Source organism: Cupriavidus sp. 01T418 (assembly GCF_056398885.1).
The window spans coordinates 34,196-47,333 of record NZ_JBFTQG010000016.1; the positions used below are offsets into that span (position 1 = coordinate 34,196).

Annotated in this window: 8 protein-coding genes; 7 read left to right on the forward strand and 1 reads right to left on the reverse strand. The window is 69.5% G+C overall.

From position 1 onward, the window contains the following. The first annotated feature begins 4 nt into the window (after nucleotides 1-4). The 6 genes from glgX to AC1DQ3_RS17435 all read left to right on the forward strand — a co-directional run bounded on the left by glgX (nucleotide 5) and on the right by AC1DQ3_RS17435 (nucleotide 10,162). Nucleotides 5-2,119 (forward strand): glycogen debranching protein GlgX, encoded by a 2,115-nt coding sequence (glgX, locus tag AC1DQ3_RS17410; RefSeq protein ID WP_477121492.1) that lies wholly within the window; start codon nucleotides 5-7, stop codon nucleotides 2,117-2,119. A 37-nt stretch (nucleotides 2,120-2,156) separates the two neighbouring features. After that, nucleotides 2,157-4,022, forward strand: a complete 1,866-nt coding sequence (gene treZ, locus AC1DQ3_RS17415; RefSeq protein WP_477121410.1) for a malto-oligosyltrehalose trehalohydrolase — start codon at nucleotides 2,157-2,159, stop codon at nucleotides 4,020-4,022. Nucleotides 4,023-4,032: 10 nt separating this feature from the next. Beyond that, complete coding sequence (gene malQ, locus AC1DQ3_RS17420; RefSeq protein ID WP_477121411.1) at nucleotides 4,033-6,321, forward strand: 4-alpha-glucanotransferase; 2,289 nt, start codon at nucleotides 4,033-4,035, stop codon at nucleotides 6,319-6,321. Further along, nucleotides 6,322-8,946 (forward strand): malto-oligosyltrehalose synthase, encoded by a 2,625-nt coding sequence (gene treY / locus AC1DQ3_RS17425; RefSeq protein WP_477121412.1) that lies wholly within the window; start codon nucleotides 6,322-6,324, stop codon nucleotides 8,944-8,946. It begins immediately after the preceding gene. A 146-nt stretch (nucleotides 8,947-9,092) separates the two neighbouring features. Then, the gene (locus AC1DQ3_RS17430; protein WP_477121413.1) at nucleotides 9,093-9,362 is read left to right on the forward strand and encodes a hypothetical protein; all 270 of its coding nucleotides are present in this window, start codon (nucleotides 9,093-9,095) and stop codon (nucleotides 9,360-9,362) included. Nucleotides 9,363-9,691: 329 nt separating this feature from the next. Next, nucleotides 9,692-10,162, forward strand: coding sequence for an ion channel (locus tag AC1DQ3_RS17435; protein ID WP_477121414.1), 471 nt, complete (start codon nucleotides 9,692-9,694; stop codon nucleotides 10,160-10,162). Between the two features lie 10 nt (nucleotides 10,163-10,172). Here AC1DQ3_RS17435 and cls read toward each other — a convergent pair whose 3' ends face one another. Further along, complete coding sequence (gene cls, locus AC1DQ3_RS17440; RefSeq protein ID WP_477121415.1) at nucleotides 10,173-11,606, reverse strand: cardiolipin synthase; 1,434 nt, start codon at nucleotides 11,604-11,606, stop codon at nucleotides 10,173-10,175. Nucleotides 11,607-11,773: 167 nt separating this feature from the next. Between cls and AC1DQ3_RS17445 the strand changes: the two genes are divergently transcribed. After that, nucleotides 11,774-12,805, forward strand: coding sequence for an aldo/keto reductase (locus AC1DQ3_RS17445; protein ID WP_477121416.1), 1,032 nt, complete (start codon nucleotides 11,774-11,776; stop codon nucleotides 12,803-12,805). The last annotated feature ends 333 nt before the right edge of the window (nucleotides 12,806-13,138 follow it).

Sequence of the window (13,138 nt, forward strand, 5' to 3'; positions counted from 1 at the left end):
CCGCATGCTGCCCGGCAAACCGTACCCGCTCGGCGCGCACTGGGACGGGCTCGGGATCAACTTTGCCGTGTTCTCAGCCAATGCCGCGCGCATCGACCTGTGCCTGTTCTCGGCCAACGGCCGCAAGGAGCTGACGCGGACCACGCTGCCGGAATGCACCGACGAGATCTGGCACGGCTACCTGCCGCACGCGGCGATCGGCACGGTCTACGGCTATCGTGCGTTCGGCCCTTACGAGCCCGCCCACGGACACCGCTTCAACGCGCACAAGCTGCTGCTCGACCCCTATGCGCGGCAGTTGAGCGGGCCGGTGCGCTGGTCCGAAGCGCTGTTCGGCTACCGGCTGCAAAGCCCGCGCGCCGACCTGGCTCCCGACCGCCGCGACAATGCCCCCGCCATGCCCAAGGCGGTTGTGGTGGACCCCAGCTTCCACTGGGGCGACGACCGCGCGCCGGACGTGCCCTGGGAGAAGACCGTCATCTACGAAGTGCATCCGCGCGGCGTGTCGATGTTGCGCCAGGACCTGCTGCCGCACATGCGCGGCACCTTTGCCGCGCTGTGCGACCCACGCTGGATCGACCACCTCCACAAGCTCGGCATCACCGCCGTGGAACTACTGCCCATCCATGCGTTCCTGCAGGACCGTTTCCTGGTGGAACGTGGCCTGCGCAACTACTGGGGCTACAACACGCTGGCCTTTTCCGCGCCGGAGCCAACTTATCTCAGCAGCGGCCAGCTCAACGAATTCAAGGTGGCGGTGCGGCGGCTGCACGCGGCAGGCATCGAAGTCATCCTCGACGTGGTCTATAACCACACCTGCGAAGGCAACGCGCTCGGCCCCACGGTATCGTGGCGCGGGCTGGACAACGCCAGCTATTACCGGCTCATGCCAGGCGATGAACGCCACTACATCAACGACACCGGCTGCGGCAACACGCTCAACCTGTCGCATCCGCGCGTGCTGCAGATGGTGATGGATTCGCTGCGCTACTGGGCCGAGTGCTTCCATGTCGACGGCTTCCGCTTCGATCTCGGCAGCACGCTGGGGCGCGAGGGCACCGGCGGCTTCGACCCGGGCGCGGGCTTCTTCGATGCCATCCTGCAGGATCCGGTGCTGTCGTGCGTCAAGCTGATCTCCGAGCCCTGGGACCTTGGCCCCGGCGGCTACCAGTTGGGCAACCACCCGCCCGGCTTTGCCGAATGGAACGACAAGTTCCGCGACACTGCGCGGCGCTACTGGCGCGGCGACGCCGGCCAGCGCGGCGACCTGGCCGCGCGCCTGGCCGGCTCGGCCGATTTCTTCGACCGCCGCCACCGCAAGCCCTGGGCCTCGGTGAACTTCATCACCGCGCACGACGGCTTCACGCTGGCCGATCTGGTCAGCTACAGCACCAAGCACAACGAAGCCAACTGCGAGGACAACCGCGACGGCACCGCCGACAACGCCAGCGCCAACTGGAGCCCGGACGGCAGCGTGGAAGGTCCCACCGACGACCCGGCGATCCGCCAGACGCGCGGCTGCGTGGCGCGCGCGCTGATGGCCACGCTGCTGCTCTCCCACGGCACGCCGATGCTCACCGCGGGCGACGAATGGGGCCGCAGCCAGGACGGCAACAACAACGCCTATTGCCAGGACAACGAACTCTCGTGGCTGGACTGGGACCAAGCCAGCAGCGCCGCCGGCAGCGCCATGACGGCCTTTGTCAGCCGCCTGCTGACGCTGCGCCGGCGCCTGCACGCGTTTGCCGAAACCCGCTTTGCCCACGGTCGCCGCGATCTGGACCCCGGGCTGGCCGATATCGCCTGGTTCGATGTCGACGGCCACCCGCTCAACCCCGAGCAATGGTCCAACCCCGATGGCCGCACCCTGGCCATGCGCCGCGCCGCCACCGGCCCGGACGACCAGATCCAGGTGACCCTGCTGCTGCTCAACGCCGGCAGCGAGGACGCCACGTTCCGCCTGCCAGAGCCAGCACAGCACTGGCAATTGCTGCTGGACAGCAGTCAGCCCGATGCACGCGAGGCCGGCGTCGACACACCTGCCGTGACCGTGCCGGCGCATGCCGTGGCGCTGCTGCTGGCCGTGCCGCCCAGCGACGCGGACTCGCAATGGAGCTAACCCAACCCGTTCCCGGACCGTTGAAGGAGGCCACCTCATGAACGCCTTGCCATCACTGCTGGCGCCACCGCCGCTGCGGTCATTCGGCCCAAGCCAGCTTGAGGACGGGCGCATGCGCTTTCGCCTGTGGGCGCCCGATGCGGCCGCCCGCGGGCAGCCCATACGGCTGGAGATCGCAGGCATGGGGCCGGTGCCGATGCGCGCCGCTGCGCCCGGCCCGGACGGGCGCGAAGGCTGGCTGGAAGCGATTGCGCCGTGCTGCCCCGGCGCGCGCTACTGGTTCCGGCTCGACGACGGCAGCACGGTGCCGGATCCCGCCTCGCGCGCCCAGGCGACCGACGTCAACGGCCCGAGCCTGGTCTGCGACCCGCACGCCTACACCTGGTGCCACCCGTACTGGCATGGCCGCCCCTGGCACGAGGCGATCATCTATGAAATGCACGTCGGCCTGTGCGGCGGCTATGCCGGCGCCGCGCGGCAACTGCCGCGCCTGGCCGCGCTCGGCTTTACGGTGGTGGAGCTGATGCCGCTGGCCGAGTTTCCGGGCGGGCGCAACTGGGGTTACGACGGCGTGCTGCCGTTCGCGCCGGAATGCAGCTATGGCAAGCCCGACGCGCTCCGCGCGCTGGTGGACTGCGCGCACGGCCTGGGCATGACGGTGCTGCTCGACGTGGTCTACAACCACTTCGGCCCGGAAGGCAATTTCCTGCACCGGTACGCCGACGCGTTCTTCCGCGGCGATGTGCGCACGCCATGGGGGCCAGCCATCGATTTCCGCCAGCCCGAGGTGCGCCGCTTCTTTACCGAGAACGCGCTCTATTGGCTGGAGGACTTCCGTTTCGACGGCTTGCGCCTCGACGCCGTGCACGCCATGGTCGACGAAGGCTGGCTGCGGGAGCTGGCGAGCGAGGTGCGCGCGCGCCATCCCGGACGGCATATCCACCTCGTCCTGGAGAACGACGACAACGACGCCTCGCTGCTCGCGGCGGGCTTTGATGCGCAGTGGAACGACGACGGCCACCACGCCCTGCATGTGCTGCTGACCGGTGAGCGCGACGGCTATTACGGCGACTATGCCGGGCCAGCCAGCGAAGGGCTTGCCGAGGGTGCGCCCGCTGGCCCCGCGCTGGCTCATCTCGCCCGCGTACTGGCCGAAGGCTTTGCCTGCCAGGGCGAGGTCTCGCCCACGCGCGGCACGCGGCGCGGCCAGCCCAGCGCCGCGCTGGCGCCCACCGCCTTCGTGCTGTTCCTGCAAAACCACGACCAGACCGGCAATCGCGCGTTCGGCGAGCGCCTGACCCGGTTGGCGCGCCCCGACGCGCTGCGCGCGGCGGTCTTGTTGCAGCTGCTGTGTCCGCAGATCCCGCTGGTCTTCATGGGCGAGGAGTACGGGGCGCAAACGCCCTTCCTGTATTTCACCAGCCACCCACCCGAGCTGGCCGAGGCCGTGCGCGCCGGCCGCCGCCGGGAGTTCGGCGCCACGGCCGCCTTCGGCGATCCGCAGCGCGCGGCGCTGATCCCCGACCCGAACGACCCTGCCACCTTCGAGGCGTCGCGTCCCCCGCTCGAGGGCGACAACACGTGGAGCCAGTTTTACCGCGCGCTGCTGGCCATCCGGCGGCGCGAGCTGGTGCCGCGCCTGGCCGGCAGCACCAGCGCGGGCGTGCGCATCGTCGGCGAGGCGGCGCTGGCGGCAAGCTGGCGGCTGGGCGATGGCGCGCTGCTGACGATCTGGATCAACTTCGGCAACGAGCCCGCGCCGGGCGTGCTGGCGGGCATGCCGCCCGTCAACCCCAGCCGGCTGCTGGCCCAGAGCCGCGAAGGCGCCGTGCAGGCCCTGGCCAACGGGGCGCTGCCGGCCGCCACCGCGATTGCCTGCCTGGACGCTCCCGCTCAACCGTAACGAGGCCAGCATGGATCCCGCCGCCTTACCCGGTACCGCGCATGACAGTGCCTTGCGTGCGCTGCATACCCTGGCCGACCGCGCCGGCCTGCTGGTCCATTGGGAAGACGCCCAGGGCCGTGCGCGCGAGGTCGAGCCCGATGTACTGCGCGCCATGCTCGCCAAGTTCGGGCTGCCCAGCGCCACCGTGGGCCAGTGCGAGGCAGCGCGCGCCCAGCTGGCGGCCGAGGATGCCTCGCAGGGCCTGCCGCCGCTGATCACCGCGGATCAGGGCGAGCCCGTGCCGATCCCATCCGCGCATACCCTCTCGCAACAGGCCTACCGGCTCGAACTGGAAGACGGCAGCGTGGTGAACGGCACCGCCCGGCGCGATGCCGGTGGCATCCTGCGCGTGCCGGCCATCGCCGCCAGCGGCTATCACCGGCTGATGCTCGGGGCTGCCGAAGTGATGCTGGCCGTGGCGCCGGCGCGCTGCTTCGGGGTGGCCGATGCCCTGCGCGCCCGGCAGCACGATGGGCGCGATGGGCGCGATGACGATCGCCGGCGGCCTTGGGGCCTTTCGGTGCAGCTGTATTCCCTGCGCCGCGGCGCTCCTGCGGGACTGGGCGACCTCACCGCGCTGGCACAGTGCTGCGAGGCCGCCGCGCGCGAAGGCGCGGATGCGGTGGCCATCAATCCGCTGCACGCCGGCTTTGCCGCCCTGCCGCAGCGCTACAGCCCCTACGCGCCGTCCAGCCGGCTGTTTCTCAACTCGCTCTATGCCGATCCCGCCACCGCCTTCGGCCAGCGCGCGGTCGGGCAGGCGGTAGCAGCGCTGGGCCTGCGCACGGCCCTGCAGGCGCTCGAAGCGCGCACCGAGATCGACTGGCCCGCGCTGGCCCAAGCGCGCAACGCCTTGCTGCAATGGCTGTGGCAACGCCGCGGCGCCCTGCTGCCTGCCCGCGCGGCGCAGGCATTCGCGGCGTTTCGACGGGACTGCGGCGCCGCACTTGAGGCGCATGCGTGCTTCGAAGCGCTGCAGGCCCACCACCTGGCTGCTGCCGGCAGCCCGGAGCAAGCGGCCGCCGCTGCCGACTGGCGCCGATGGCCCGTGACCCAGCACTCGCCGCAGGCGGCCGCGGTAGCTGCCTTTGCGAGGACCCATGCCGATGCGGTGAGCTACCACGCCTTCGCGCAGTGGCTGGCGGCGCACGGGCTGGCCGCTGCCCAGCACGCCGCGCGCGGCGCCGGCATGGCGATCGGGCTGATCGCCGACCTCGCGGTCGGCACCGACCCCGGCGGCAGCCACGCCTGGGCACGCCAGGAAGAAATCCTGCCCGGTGTCAGTGCCGGCGCCCCGCCCGACCTGTACAACCCGCTGGGCCAGGACTGGGGGATTGCCGTGTTTTCGCCGCGCGCGCTGCGTCGGCGGGGCTTCGATGCCTTTATCGAGATGCTGCGCGCCAACCTCGGCCAGGTGGGCGGGCTGCGCATCGACCATGCGCTGGGCCTGGCGCGCACGTGGCTGGTGCCCGATGGCACGCCGCCCGTCGCCGGTGCCTACCTGCGCTACCCGTTCGACGACCTGCTGCGGCTGATCGCGCTGGAGTCCTGGCGGCACCGCGCTGTCATCATCGGCGAGAACCTCGGCACCGTGCCGGCGAGCTTCAACGCCAGCCTGGCCGCGCGCGGCATGCTCGGCATCGATGTGCTGTGGTTCGAGCGCGAAAGCGCGGTGGCCGGTGCCGAGGATACGGCGGCGCAACCGGCCACGTCCGCCACCGTGCCCGTGCCCGCCTTCTTGCCGCCCGAGCGCTGGCCAGCCGAGGCAGTGGCTACCACGACCACCCATGACCTGCCCACGGTGGCCGGCTGGTGGGCCGGCCGCGACATCATCTGGCGCGCGCGCCTGGACCAGCTCGGCGCCGACGAAACCGAATCCGGTGCGCTGGCCGCGCGTGCGCGCGACCGCGCGGCGCTGTGGCAGGCGCTGCGCGCTGCCGGCCTGGCGCGCGGACCGGAACCCGGTCCCGATCACCCGCCGCTCGAAGCCATCCTGGCCTGGCTCGGCCGTGCCGGGACGCCACTGCGCCTGGTGCCGGTGGAAGACCTGCTGGGCGTGGGCGAGCAGCCCAACCTGCCCGGCACGGTGTCGGGCCACCCCAACTGGCAGCGCCGGCTCGATGCCGACGTGCGCACGTTGTTTTCCGAGCCGCCGGTGCGCCGCCGCATTGCCGCGCTCGGCAGCGCGGGCGCAAGCGGACCTGGCGCGCAGGACCCTCCCCGCCGGATCACCGATAAACCTGAAGAGGGGCACTGAATGCCCCGACCCTGCCCGCGGCCGCGCGCCACGGCTCGCCTGCAACTGCACGCTGGCTTCACCTTCGGGCACGCCGCCGCGCAGGTCGACTACTACGCGGCGCTCGGCGTGAGCCATCTTTACCTCTCGCCGATCTTCAGCGCGCGCCCGGGCTCGACCCACGGCTACGACGTCACCGATTTCCGCGCCATCAATCCCGAGCTGGGTGGCGAGGCCGGCTTCTACCGTTTTGCCGAACGCGCCCGCCAACACGGCCTGGGGCTGGTGCTGGACATCGTGCCCAACCATATGGCGGCCAGCCCCGATCACAACCCCTGGTGGCGCGATGTGCTGGCGCGCGGGGCGGAAAGCGCCTTTGCCCATCATTTCGATATCGACTGGCATTCGTCCGACCCGGACCTGCACGCACGCGTGTTGCTGCCTATCCTCGGCAAGCCGTACTGGGAGGCGCTGTGCGGCGGTGAACTGACACTGCGTTTCGATGCGCGGGCGGGCCAGCCGGTCGTGTGTTACGGCGAACATGCGCTGCCGCTGGCGGACGGCACCTTCGATCCCGCCGCGGCGGCGAGCCTGCCGGGGCAGCTCGACGGGGGCGACGCCACGGGCCGCGCGCGCCTGCACGCACTGCTGGAACTGCAGCACTACCGGCTGGCCTGGTGGGCCACGGCCGCCGACGAGTTGAACTGGCGGCGCTTTTTCGAGATCAGCGAACTGGTGGGCATGCGGGTGGAACAGGTACCGGTGTTCGAAGCGATCCACGGGCTGGTGTTCCGCTTGTTCCGCGAAGGCTGGATCGACGGCGTGCGGGTTGACCACGTGGACGGCCTGGCCGACCCGGCAGCCTACTGCCAGCGGCTGCGCGCCCGCCTCACTGCGCTCGCGCCAGAACGGCCGCCGGCGCGCGCCATCGAATGCCCGTGGCTGGTGATCGAGAAGATCCTGGCGGAGCAGGAGATGCTGCGCGCGGACTGGCTGGTGGACGGCACCACCGGCTACGACTTCATGAACGAAGTAGCCTGCGTGCTGCACGACAGCGCGGGCGCCGACGCGCTCGCCGCGCTCTGGCAGGAGATGAGCGGCGAGACGCGCAGCTTCGATGCGCAGGTCGAGTCGGCCCGCGGCCGGATGCTCGACCATCACCTGGTCACCGAGTACGAAGGCGCCTGCCGCCGCCTGCACGCCTGCGCGCGCAGCGAGCCCGCCACGCGCGACCTGACGCTGGCCAGCCTGCGCCGCGCGCTGGCGGCGCTGCTGGCGCCGCTGCGGGTCTATCGCACATACTTCAGCGAGCGCGTACGGACCCGCGAGGACAAGGCGGCGCTGCAGCACGCCGCCGACGCCGCGCGCGCCACGCTGGCCGCCACCGATCTGCCGGCGCTGGCGCGCTTGCTGTCCTGGCTGGCCGACCCGGCCGGGGACGGCATGGCGCTGCGCGAGGCGCGCACGCGCGTGCAGCAACTGATGCCGCCGCTGGCCGCCAAGGCCACCGAGGACACCGTCTTCTACCGCTACGGCCGCCTGCTTTCGCGCAACGAGGTGGGCAGCAACCCGGCCACCCTGGCCATGCCGCCCGAGGACTTCCACGCGCGCATGGCACGGCGCGCGCAGGACTGGCCGAATGCCATGCTGGCCACCGCCACCCACGACCACAAGCGCGGCGAGGATGCGCGCATGCGCCTGGCAGTGCTGAGCGAACTGCCCGGCGAGTGGGCGCAAGCCGTCCGCCTGTGGGAGTCGCAGTGCCGGCCCTTGCTGGCGAGCTTGCCGCACGGCCCCGATGGCGCGGACCGGTTGATGCTGTACCAGACGCTGGCCGGCGCCTGGCCAGCCGGGCTGGCGCCGGAGCACGCCAGGGGCGTCGCGGCATTGCTTGCCCGCGTGCAAGCCTGGCAGTTGAAATCGATCCGGGAAGCCAAGCGGCACGGCAGCTGGACCAGTCCGGACATCGCCTATGAGAAAGGCTGCGCCGCCTTTCTCGATGCACTCGGCGCCGACGCCGGCGGGGACGGGGTGCTGGTCCAACTCGCCCGCTTTGCCCGCCGCATCGCCGTGCCGGGTGCCATCAACAGCCTGACGCAGACCCTGGTGCAACTCACGGCGCCCGGCGTGCCCGACCGCTACCAAGGCACCGAGGACTGGGATCTCAGCCTGGTCGATCCCGACAACCGCCGCCCGGTGGACTTCGAATCGCTGCGCGCCCGGTTGACTGACGCATCGGGCTGGCCCGATTGGCTTGCCAACTGGCAGGACGGCCGCCTCAAGCTGCAACTGATCCGCAGCGTGCTGGCCGCGCGGCGCACCCATGCCGGATTGTTCGCCGCCGGCGATTATCGCCCCATCCCGCTGGCCGGCCCGCTCGCCGCGCACGCGCTTGCATTCAGGCGCCGCCATGGGCAGGTGCAGGCACTGGTGGTCGGCACCCGGCTGGCCGCCCGGCTGGCCCAAGTCGACCGGCCCATCCTCGCGCCAGCCCAATGGCGCGACACCGCCCTGCAAGTTGGGCTTGGGGACAACAGCCATTGGGTGGATGCGCTGACCAGCCGCCCGCTCGATGCGCGCGAAGGCCGCTTGCCCTTGGCCGAGGTGCTGGAAATGCTGCCGGTGGCGCTGCTGTTGGGCGTGTAGTGCCGGATGCGTTCATTTTGGACTTGGCTTCTCGCTAGCATCCACCCGCCGCCTGTCGATCCCCCTTAAGAGGGGCAGCCGCACGACCCCGAACTGCGCACACTTGTTTGCAATGTCAGACAAGTACGCGACGCTACAATCTGCCAATGACTGAAAAAAAAGGAACCTGTCCTCTGTGCGGTACCGAGGCCAAAGCCCAGCCCCGTCGCGGCAGCTATGGGCAGTGGGTGCGGTTTGAGTGCCACAACCCGGAGTGCGGCCCTACCGAGATCAGCACAGGCGCCCGCCGCAAGCTGCGCGAACCCACCCGCCAGGCCGAACTCCGCGCGCTCGCCAGATCCTGCCGCGAGCACGGCAAGGTGCCGCGCCTGGGCTACGACGGCCCGCGCGGCGAGATCTACGTCGAGTTCGACTAAGCGTCCGGCCAGGCCGGCGAGCCGCCCGGCGCACCATGCGTACGGGCTACCCCGATCCTTCCGGCGCGCATCCGGTTCGCGCCCCGCTGCGTCAATGCCGAAAGGCAAGGCTTGTCAGGTGCGCGGCAGTCCGCATTTCCATTGATGGTGCCGGATGCGTCATATTGCATCGGGATGCCGGGACGCCGCCGCGGGCTGGCTTTGCTTATGGTCCCCCATTGCCTGCCAGGCAGCGCGTCACTGCACCCGGGGAACATCCGGGCGGTCAGCGCGGTCAATATCGCGTGCCGCGACAGGCGCCAACGATCCTGGCATGACAAGGAAAACCCATGGGAATCACCCCGGACGACCTGCTGGCCCTGGCTTGCGCCAGCGTGCTGACGCTAACCGTGGTTGCAATGCACTACGAGGCCTTGCGCTTGTTGTCGGGGACGAATCCCCGGCGCTGGAACGGCCGGGTCAATGTGGGCGTGCTGATCGTCTGCATCATCATTGCCCATATCCTGGAAGCCCTGGTGTTCGCGTTTGGCTACTGGATATCGGGCCATGTACTGGGGCTGGGCGGGTTGTCCAGCTCGCACCCGCTCGCGCCCATCGCGTACTTTTATTTTTCGCTGGAAACCTTCACCACGCAAAGCCTTGGAGACATCGTGCCGGTCGGGGTCACGCGCCTGATCGCCAGTATCGAACCGCTGGTGGGCCTGATCCTGATCGGCTGGTCGACGTCCTTCACCTACATCATCATGCGGCGCGACTGGCAGGCAGATACCGCGAAACAAGCGGCGCAGGCCGAGATATAGCCGCCCCGCCCTAGAGAATCGGCGCGAACAGGCACGCCACGTGCATCGCCGCCCGGCGCAGCCTGGGCCCGCCGATGTACTCGTCGCGATCGATCCGCCGCGCCAGCGCGAAATCCTGCTCCAGCATATGCGTCACGCCGGCGGCGAAGCCGCGGTCGGCTGTCATCACCATCAGTTCGAAATTCAGCCGGAACGAACGATTGTCGAGGTTGGCGCTGCCCACGGCCGCGGCCTCGTCGTCGATCAGGATGACCTTCTGGTGCAGGAACCCAGGCTGGTAGCGATAGATCTTCACGCCGGCGCAGATGGCCTTGTAGGCGTACAGCGTGGAGGCGGCAAAAACCACCAGATGATCTCGCCGCGCAGGCAGCAGGATGCGCACATCCACCCCGCGCAGCACCGCCAGGCGCAGTACGGCGAATACCGCCTCGTCCGGCACGAAGTACGGACTGGTGATCCACACCCGCCAACGCGCCGACTGGATCGCCTCGACGAAGAACAGCGAGCAGGTCTCCTGCGCGTCGGCGGGACCGGACGGCACCACCTGGCAGGTCATGGTGCCGGCGGGCGCGGACGGCGGCGGCAGCAGCATCGGCACCTCGCGCGCGGCCCAGAACCAGTCCTCGGCGAATACCATCTGGATATCCAGCACGGCGCTGCCCCGGATCTCGATATGGGTATCGCGCCACGGCGCCAGCGGCGGTTTGCGCCCCATGTACTCGTTGCCGACGTTATGCCCGCCGGTAAACGCGCATTCGCCATCCACCACCACGACCTTGCGATGGTTGCGGAAATTCAGCTGGAAACGATTGACGAAGCCCCTGCGCGTGGCGAAGGCGCGCGCCTCGACCCCCGCTGCCAGCAGGCGCTTGACGTAAGCGCCCGGCAGCGCATGCGAGCCGATGCTGTCGTAAAGGAAATACACCTTGACGCCCGCCGCAGCCCGCTCGCACAGCAAACGTTGCAGTTCCTGGCCCAGGTCGTCGTCGTGGACAATAAAGAACTGCACGATGACCACTCTCCGGGCGGCGGCAATGGCGGCGAAAATCGCCTCGAAGGTTGCCTCGCCGTTGACGAGCAGCCGCACCGCGTTATTGGCCAGGCACGGCATGCCGGTCAGCTGGGGCAAGGCGCGCAGGCAGGCCTCGCGGGGCGAGTGCACTATGCAGGCATCGCGTGCCTCACGTTCGCCCGCATCCATCTCGTGGGTCACTTCGCGCAGCCGGTCGTTGTTGAAGCGGCGCGCATTGACGTAACCGGCAAAGTTGCTGCTGCCCAGGATCATGTAGGGGATCAGGGTGAAGTACGGCATCATCACCAGCGAGCCCGCCCACGCAATGGCCCCGGGCGCGGTGCGCACCGTCATCACCGCATGCAGGGCGGCGACGACGCCGAGCGCATGGAACACCAGCACGATCGCCGCGACTAGGGATGGGCTGAGCATGATCGTCAGATTTCGCCAGGCGGCGCCGGACCACAATGACTAGCATTCTGGCATAGGCGGGCCGCAAGGGCATTGCCTGCCCGTGCGGCAGGCAGGATTTCTTCGCAAGCGGTAAGCTCTAGCGTTTTCGCACCCGGCCTCTCCTCGCCGCATCAAGGAAGAACGCAATGTCAGAATTCAAGATGGAATACCGGCGTCTTGGCGCCAGCAACCTGAAGGTTTCGGTGCTATGCCTGGGCACCATGATGTTCGCCGACCAGACCGACGAAGCAGAGGCTGGCCGCATCGTCGACAGTGCCCGCGCCCACGGCGTCAACTTCATCGACACCGCGGACGTCTACAGCAAGGGCGGCTCCGAGCAGATGGTGGGCAAGCTGCTCGCCGCCGACCGTCATGACTGGATCCTGGCCAGCAAGCTCGGCAACCCGATGCAGGCCGCGCCCAACCATTCGCACTACTCGCGCGTGTGGATCCTGCGAGAGGCAGAGGAAAGCCTGCGCCGCCTGGGCACCGATTACCTCGACATCCTCTACCTGCACCGCGACTATCCCGGCGAAAACCTCGAGGAGCCCGTACGCGCCATGGGCGACCTGGTTCGCGCGGGCAAGGTCCGCTACTGGGCGGTGTCCAACTTCCGCGGCTGGCGCATCGCCGAGATGGTGCGCCTGTGCGACCAGCTGGGCGTGCCGCGCCCCGTTGTCTGCCAGCCCTATTACAACCTGCTCAACCGCACGCCCGAGGTGGAGATCCTGCCGGCGTGCCAGCATTTCGGGCTTGGCGTGGTGCCATACAGCCCGATCGCGCGCGGCGTGCTGACCGGCAAGTACCTGCCGGGCCAGCAACCTCCGCAGGACTCGCGCGCTGGCCGCGCCGACCGCCGCATGATGGAGACCGAATTCCGCGAGGAATCGCTGGTGATCGCCCAGGCCCTGAAGACGCACTCCGATGCACGCGGACTCAAGCTGGGGCAGTTCGCCACCGCATGGGTGCTGGCGAATCCCATCGTCAGTTCGGTGATTGCCGGGCCGCGGACGCTGGCGCAGTTCGAGGACTACTTCGGCGCGGTCGGCGTCGCCATGTCGGTGGACGAGGAAGCGCTGGTCGACCGGCTGGTGCGTCCCGGGCATGCCTCCACGCCTGGCTATAACGATCCGAGCTACCCGCTCACCGGCCGTCCGCGTCCGCTTTCGGCGATCTGATACCTGCTCTGCCGGAGAGACTTGCGCGCGATGCGGCTTGGCGGCAGGCTCCACCCGCGAAGCGGTGCACCTGGTGCAATGCGGCCAGGCGAATTCGACCTTGCAATCGGCCAACCGGTACGAACGGCCATCCGAGGCATTGACAGGCGGCGGCCAATGGCGGACCGTTTCGCGATCTTCGCCTGGCCCTCGGCCCCTGTCCGAACTGTTCGCCGCCCTGGCCAGATAGCTGCGCGGCGATTGCCGCCGGCGGCGCTCACCCGCTGGCCGCATCCTGTCGACCTGTCCAAAAAACAGGCAGCCCGATACAAAACCGCCACCATTGGGTAAGCG

Coding starts and splice junctions, on each gene's coding strand:
- glgX (WP_477121492.1), top strand. CDS start 5: ATGCTGCCCGGCAAACCGTACCCGCTCGGCGCGCACTGGGACGGGCTC.
- treZ (WP_477121410.1), top strand. CDS start 2,157: ATGAACGCCTTGCCATCACTGCTGGCGCCACCGCCGCTGCGGTCATTC.
- malQ (WP_477121411.1), top strand. CDS start 4,033: ATGGATCCCGCCGCCTTACCCGGTACCGCGCATGACAGTGCCTTGCGT.
- treY (WP_477121412.1), top strand. CDS start 6,322: ATGCCCCGACCCTGCCCGCGGCCGCGCGCCACGGCTCGCCTGCAACTG.
- AC1DQ3_RS17430 (WP_477121413.1), top strand. CDS start 9,093: ATGACTGAAAAAAAAGGAACCTGTCCTCTGTGCGGTACCGAGGCCAAA.
- AC1DQ3_RS17435 (WP_477121414.1), top strand. CDS start 9,692: ATGGGAATCACCCCGGACGACCTGCTGGCCCTGGCTTGCGCCAGCGTG.
- cls (WP_477121415.1), bottom strand. CDS start 11,606: ATGCTCAGCCCATCCCTAGTCGCGGCGATCGTGCTGGTGTTCCATGCG.
- AC1DQ3_RS17445 (WP_477121416.1), top strand. CDS start 11,774: ATGTCAGAATTCAAGATGGAATACCGGCGTCTTGGCGCCAGCAACCTG.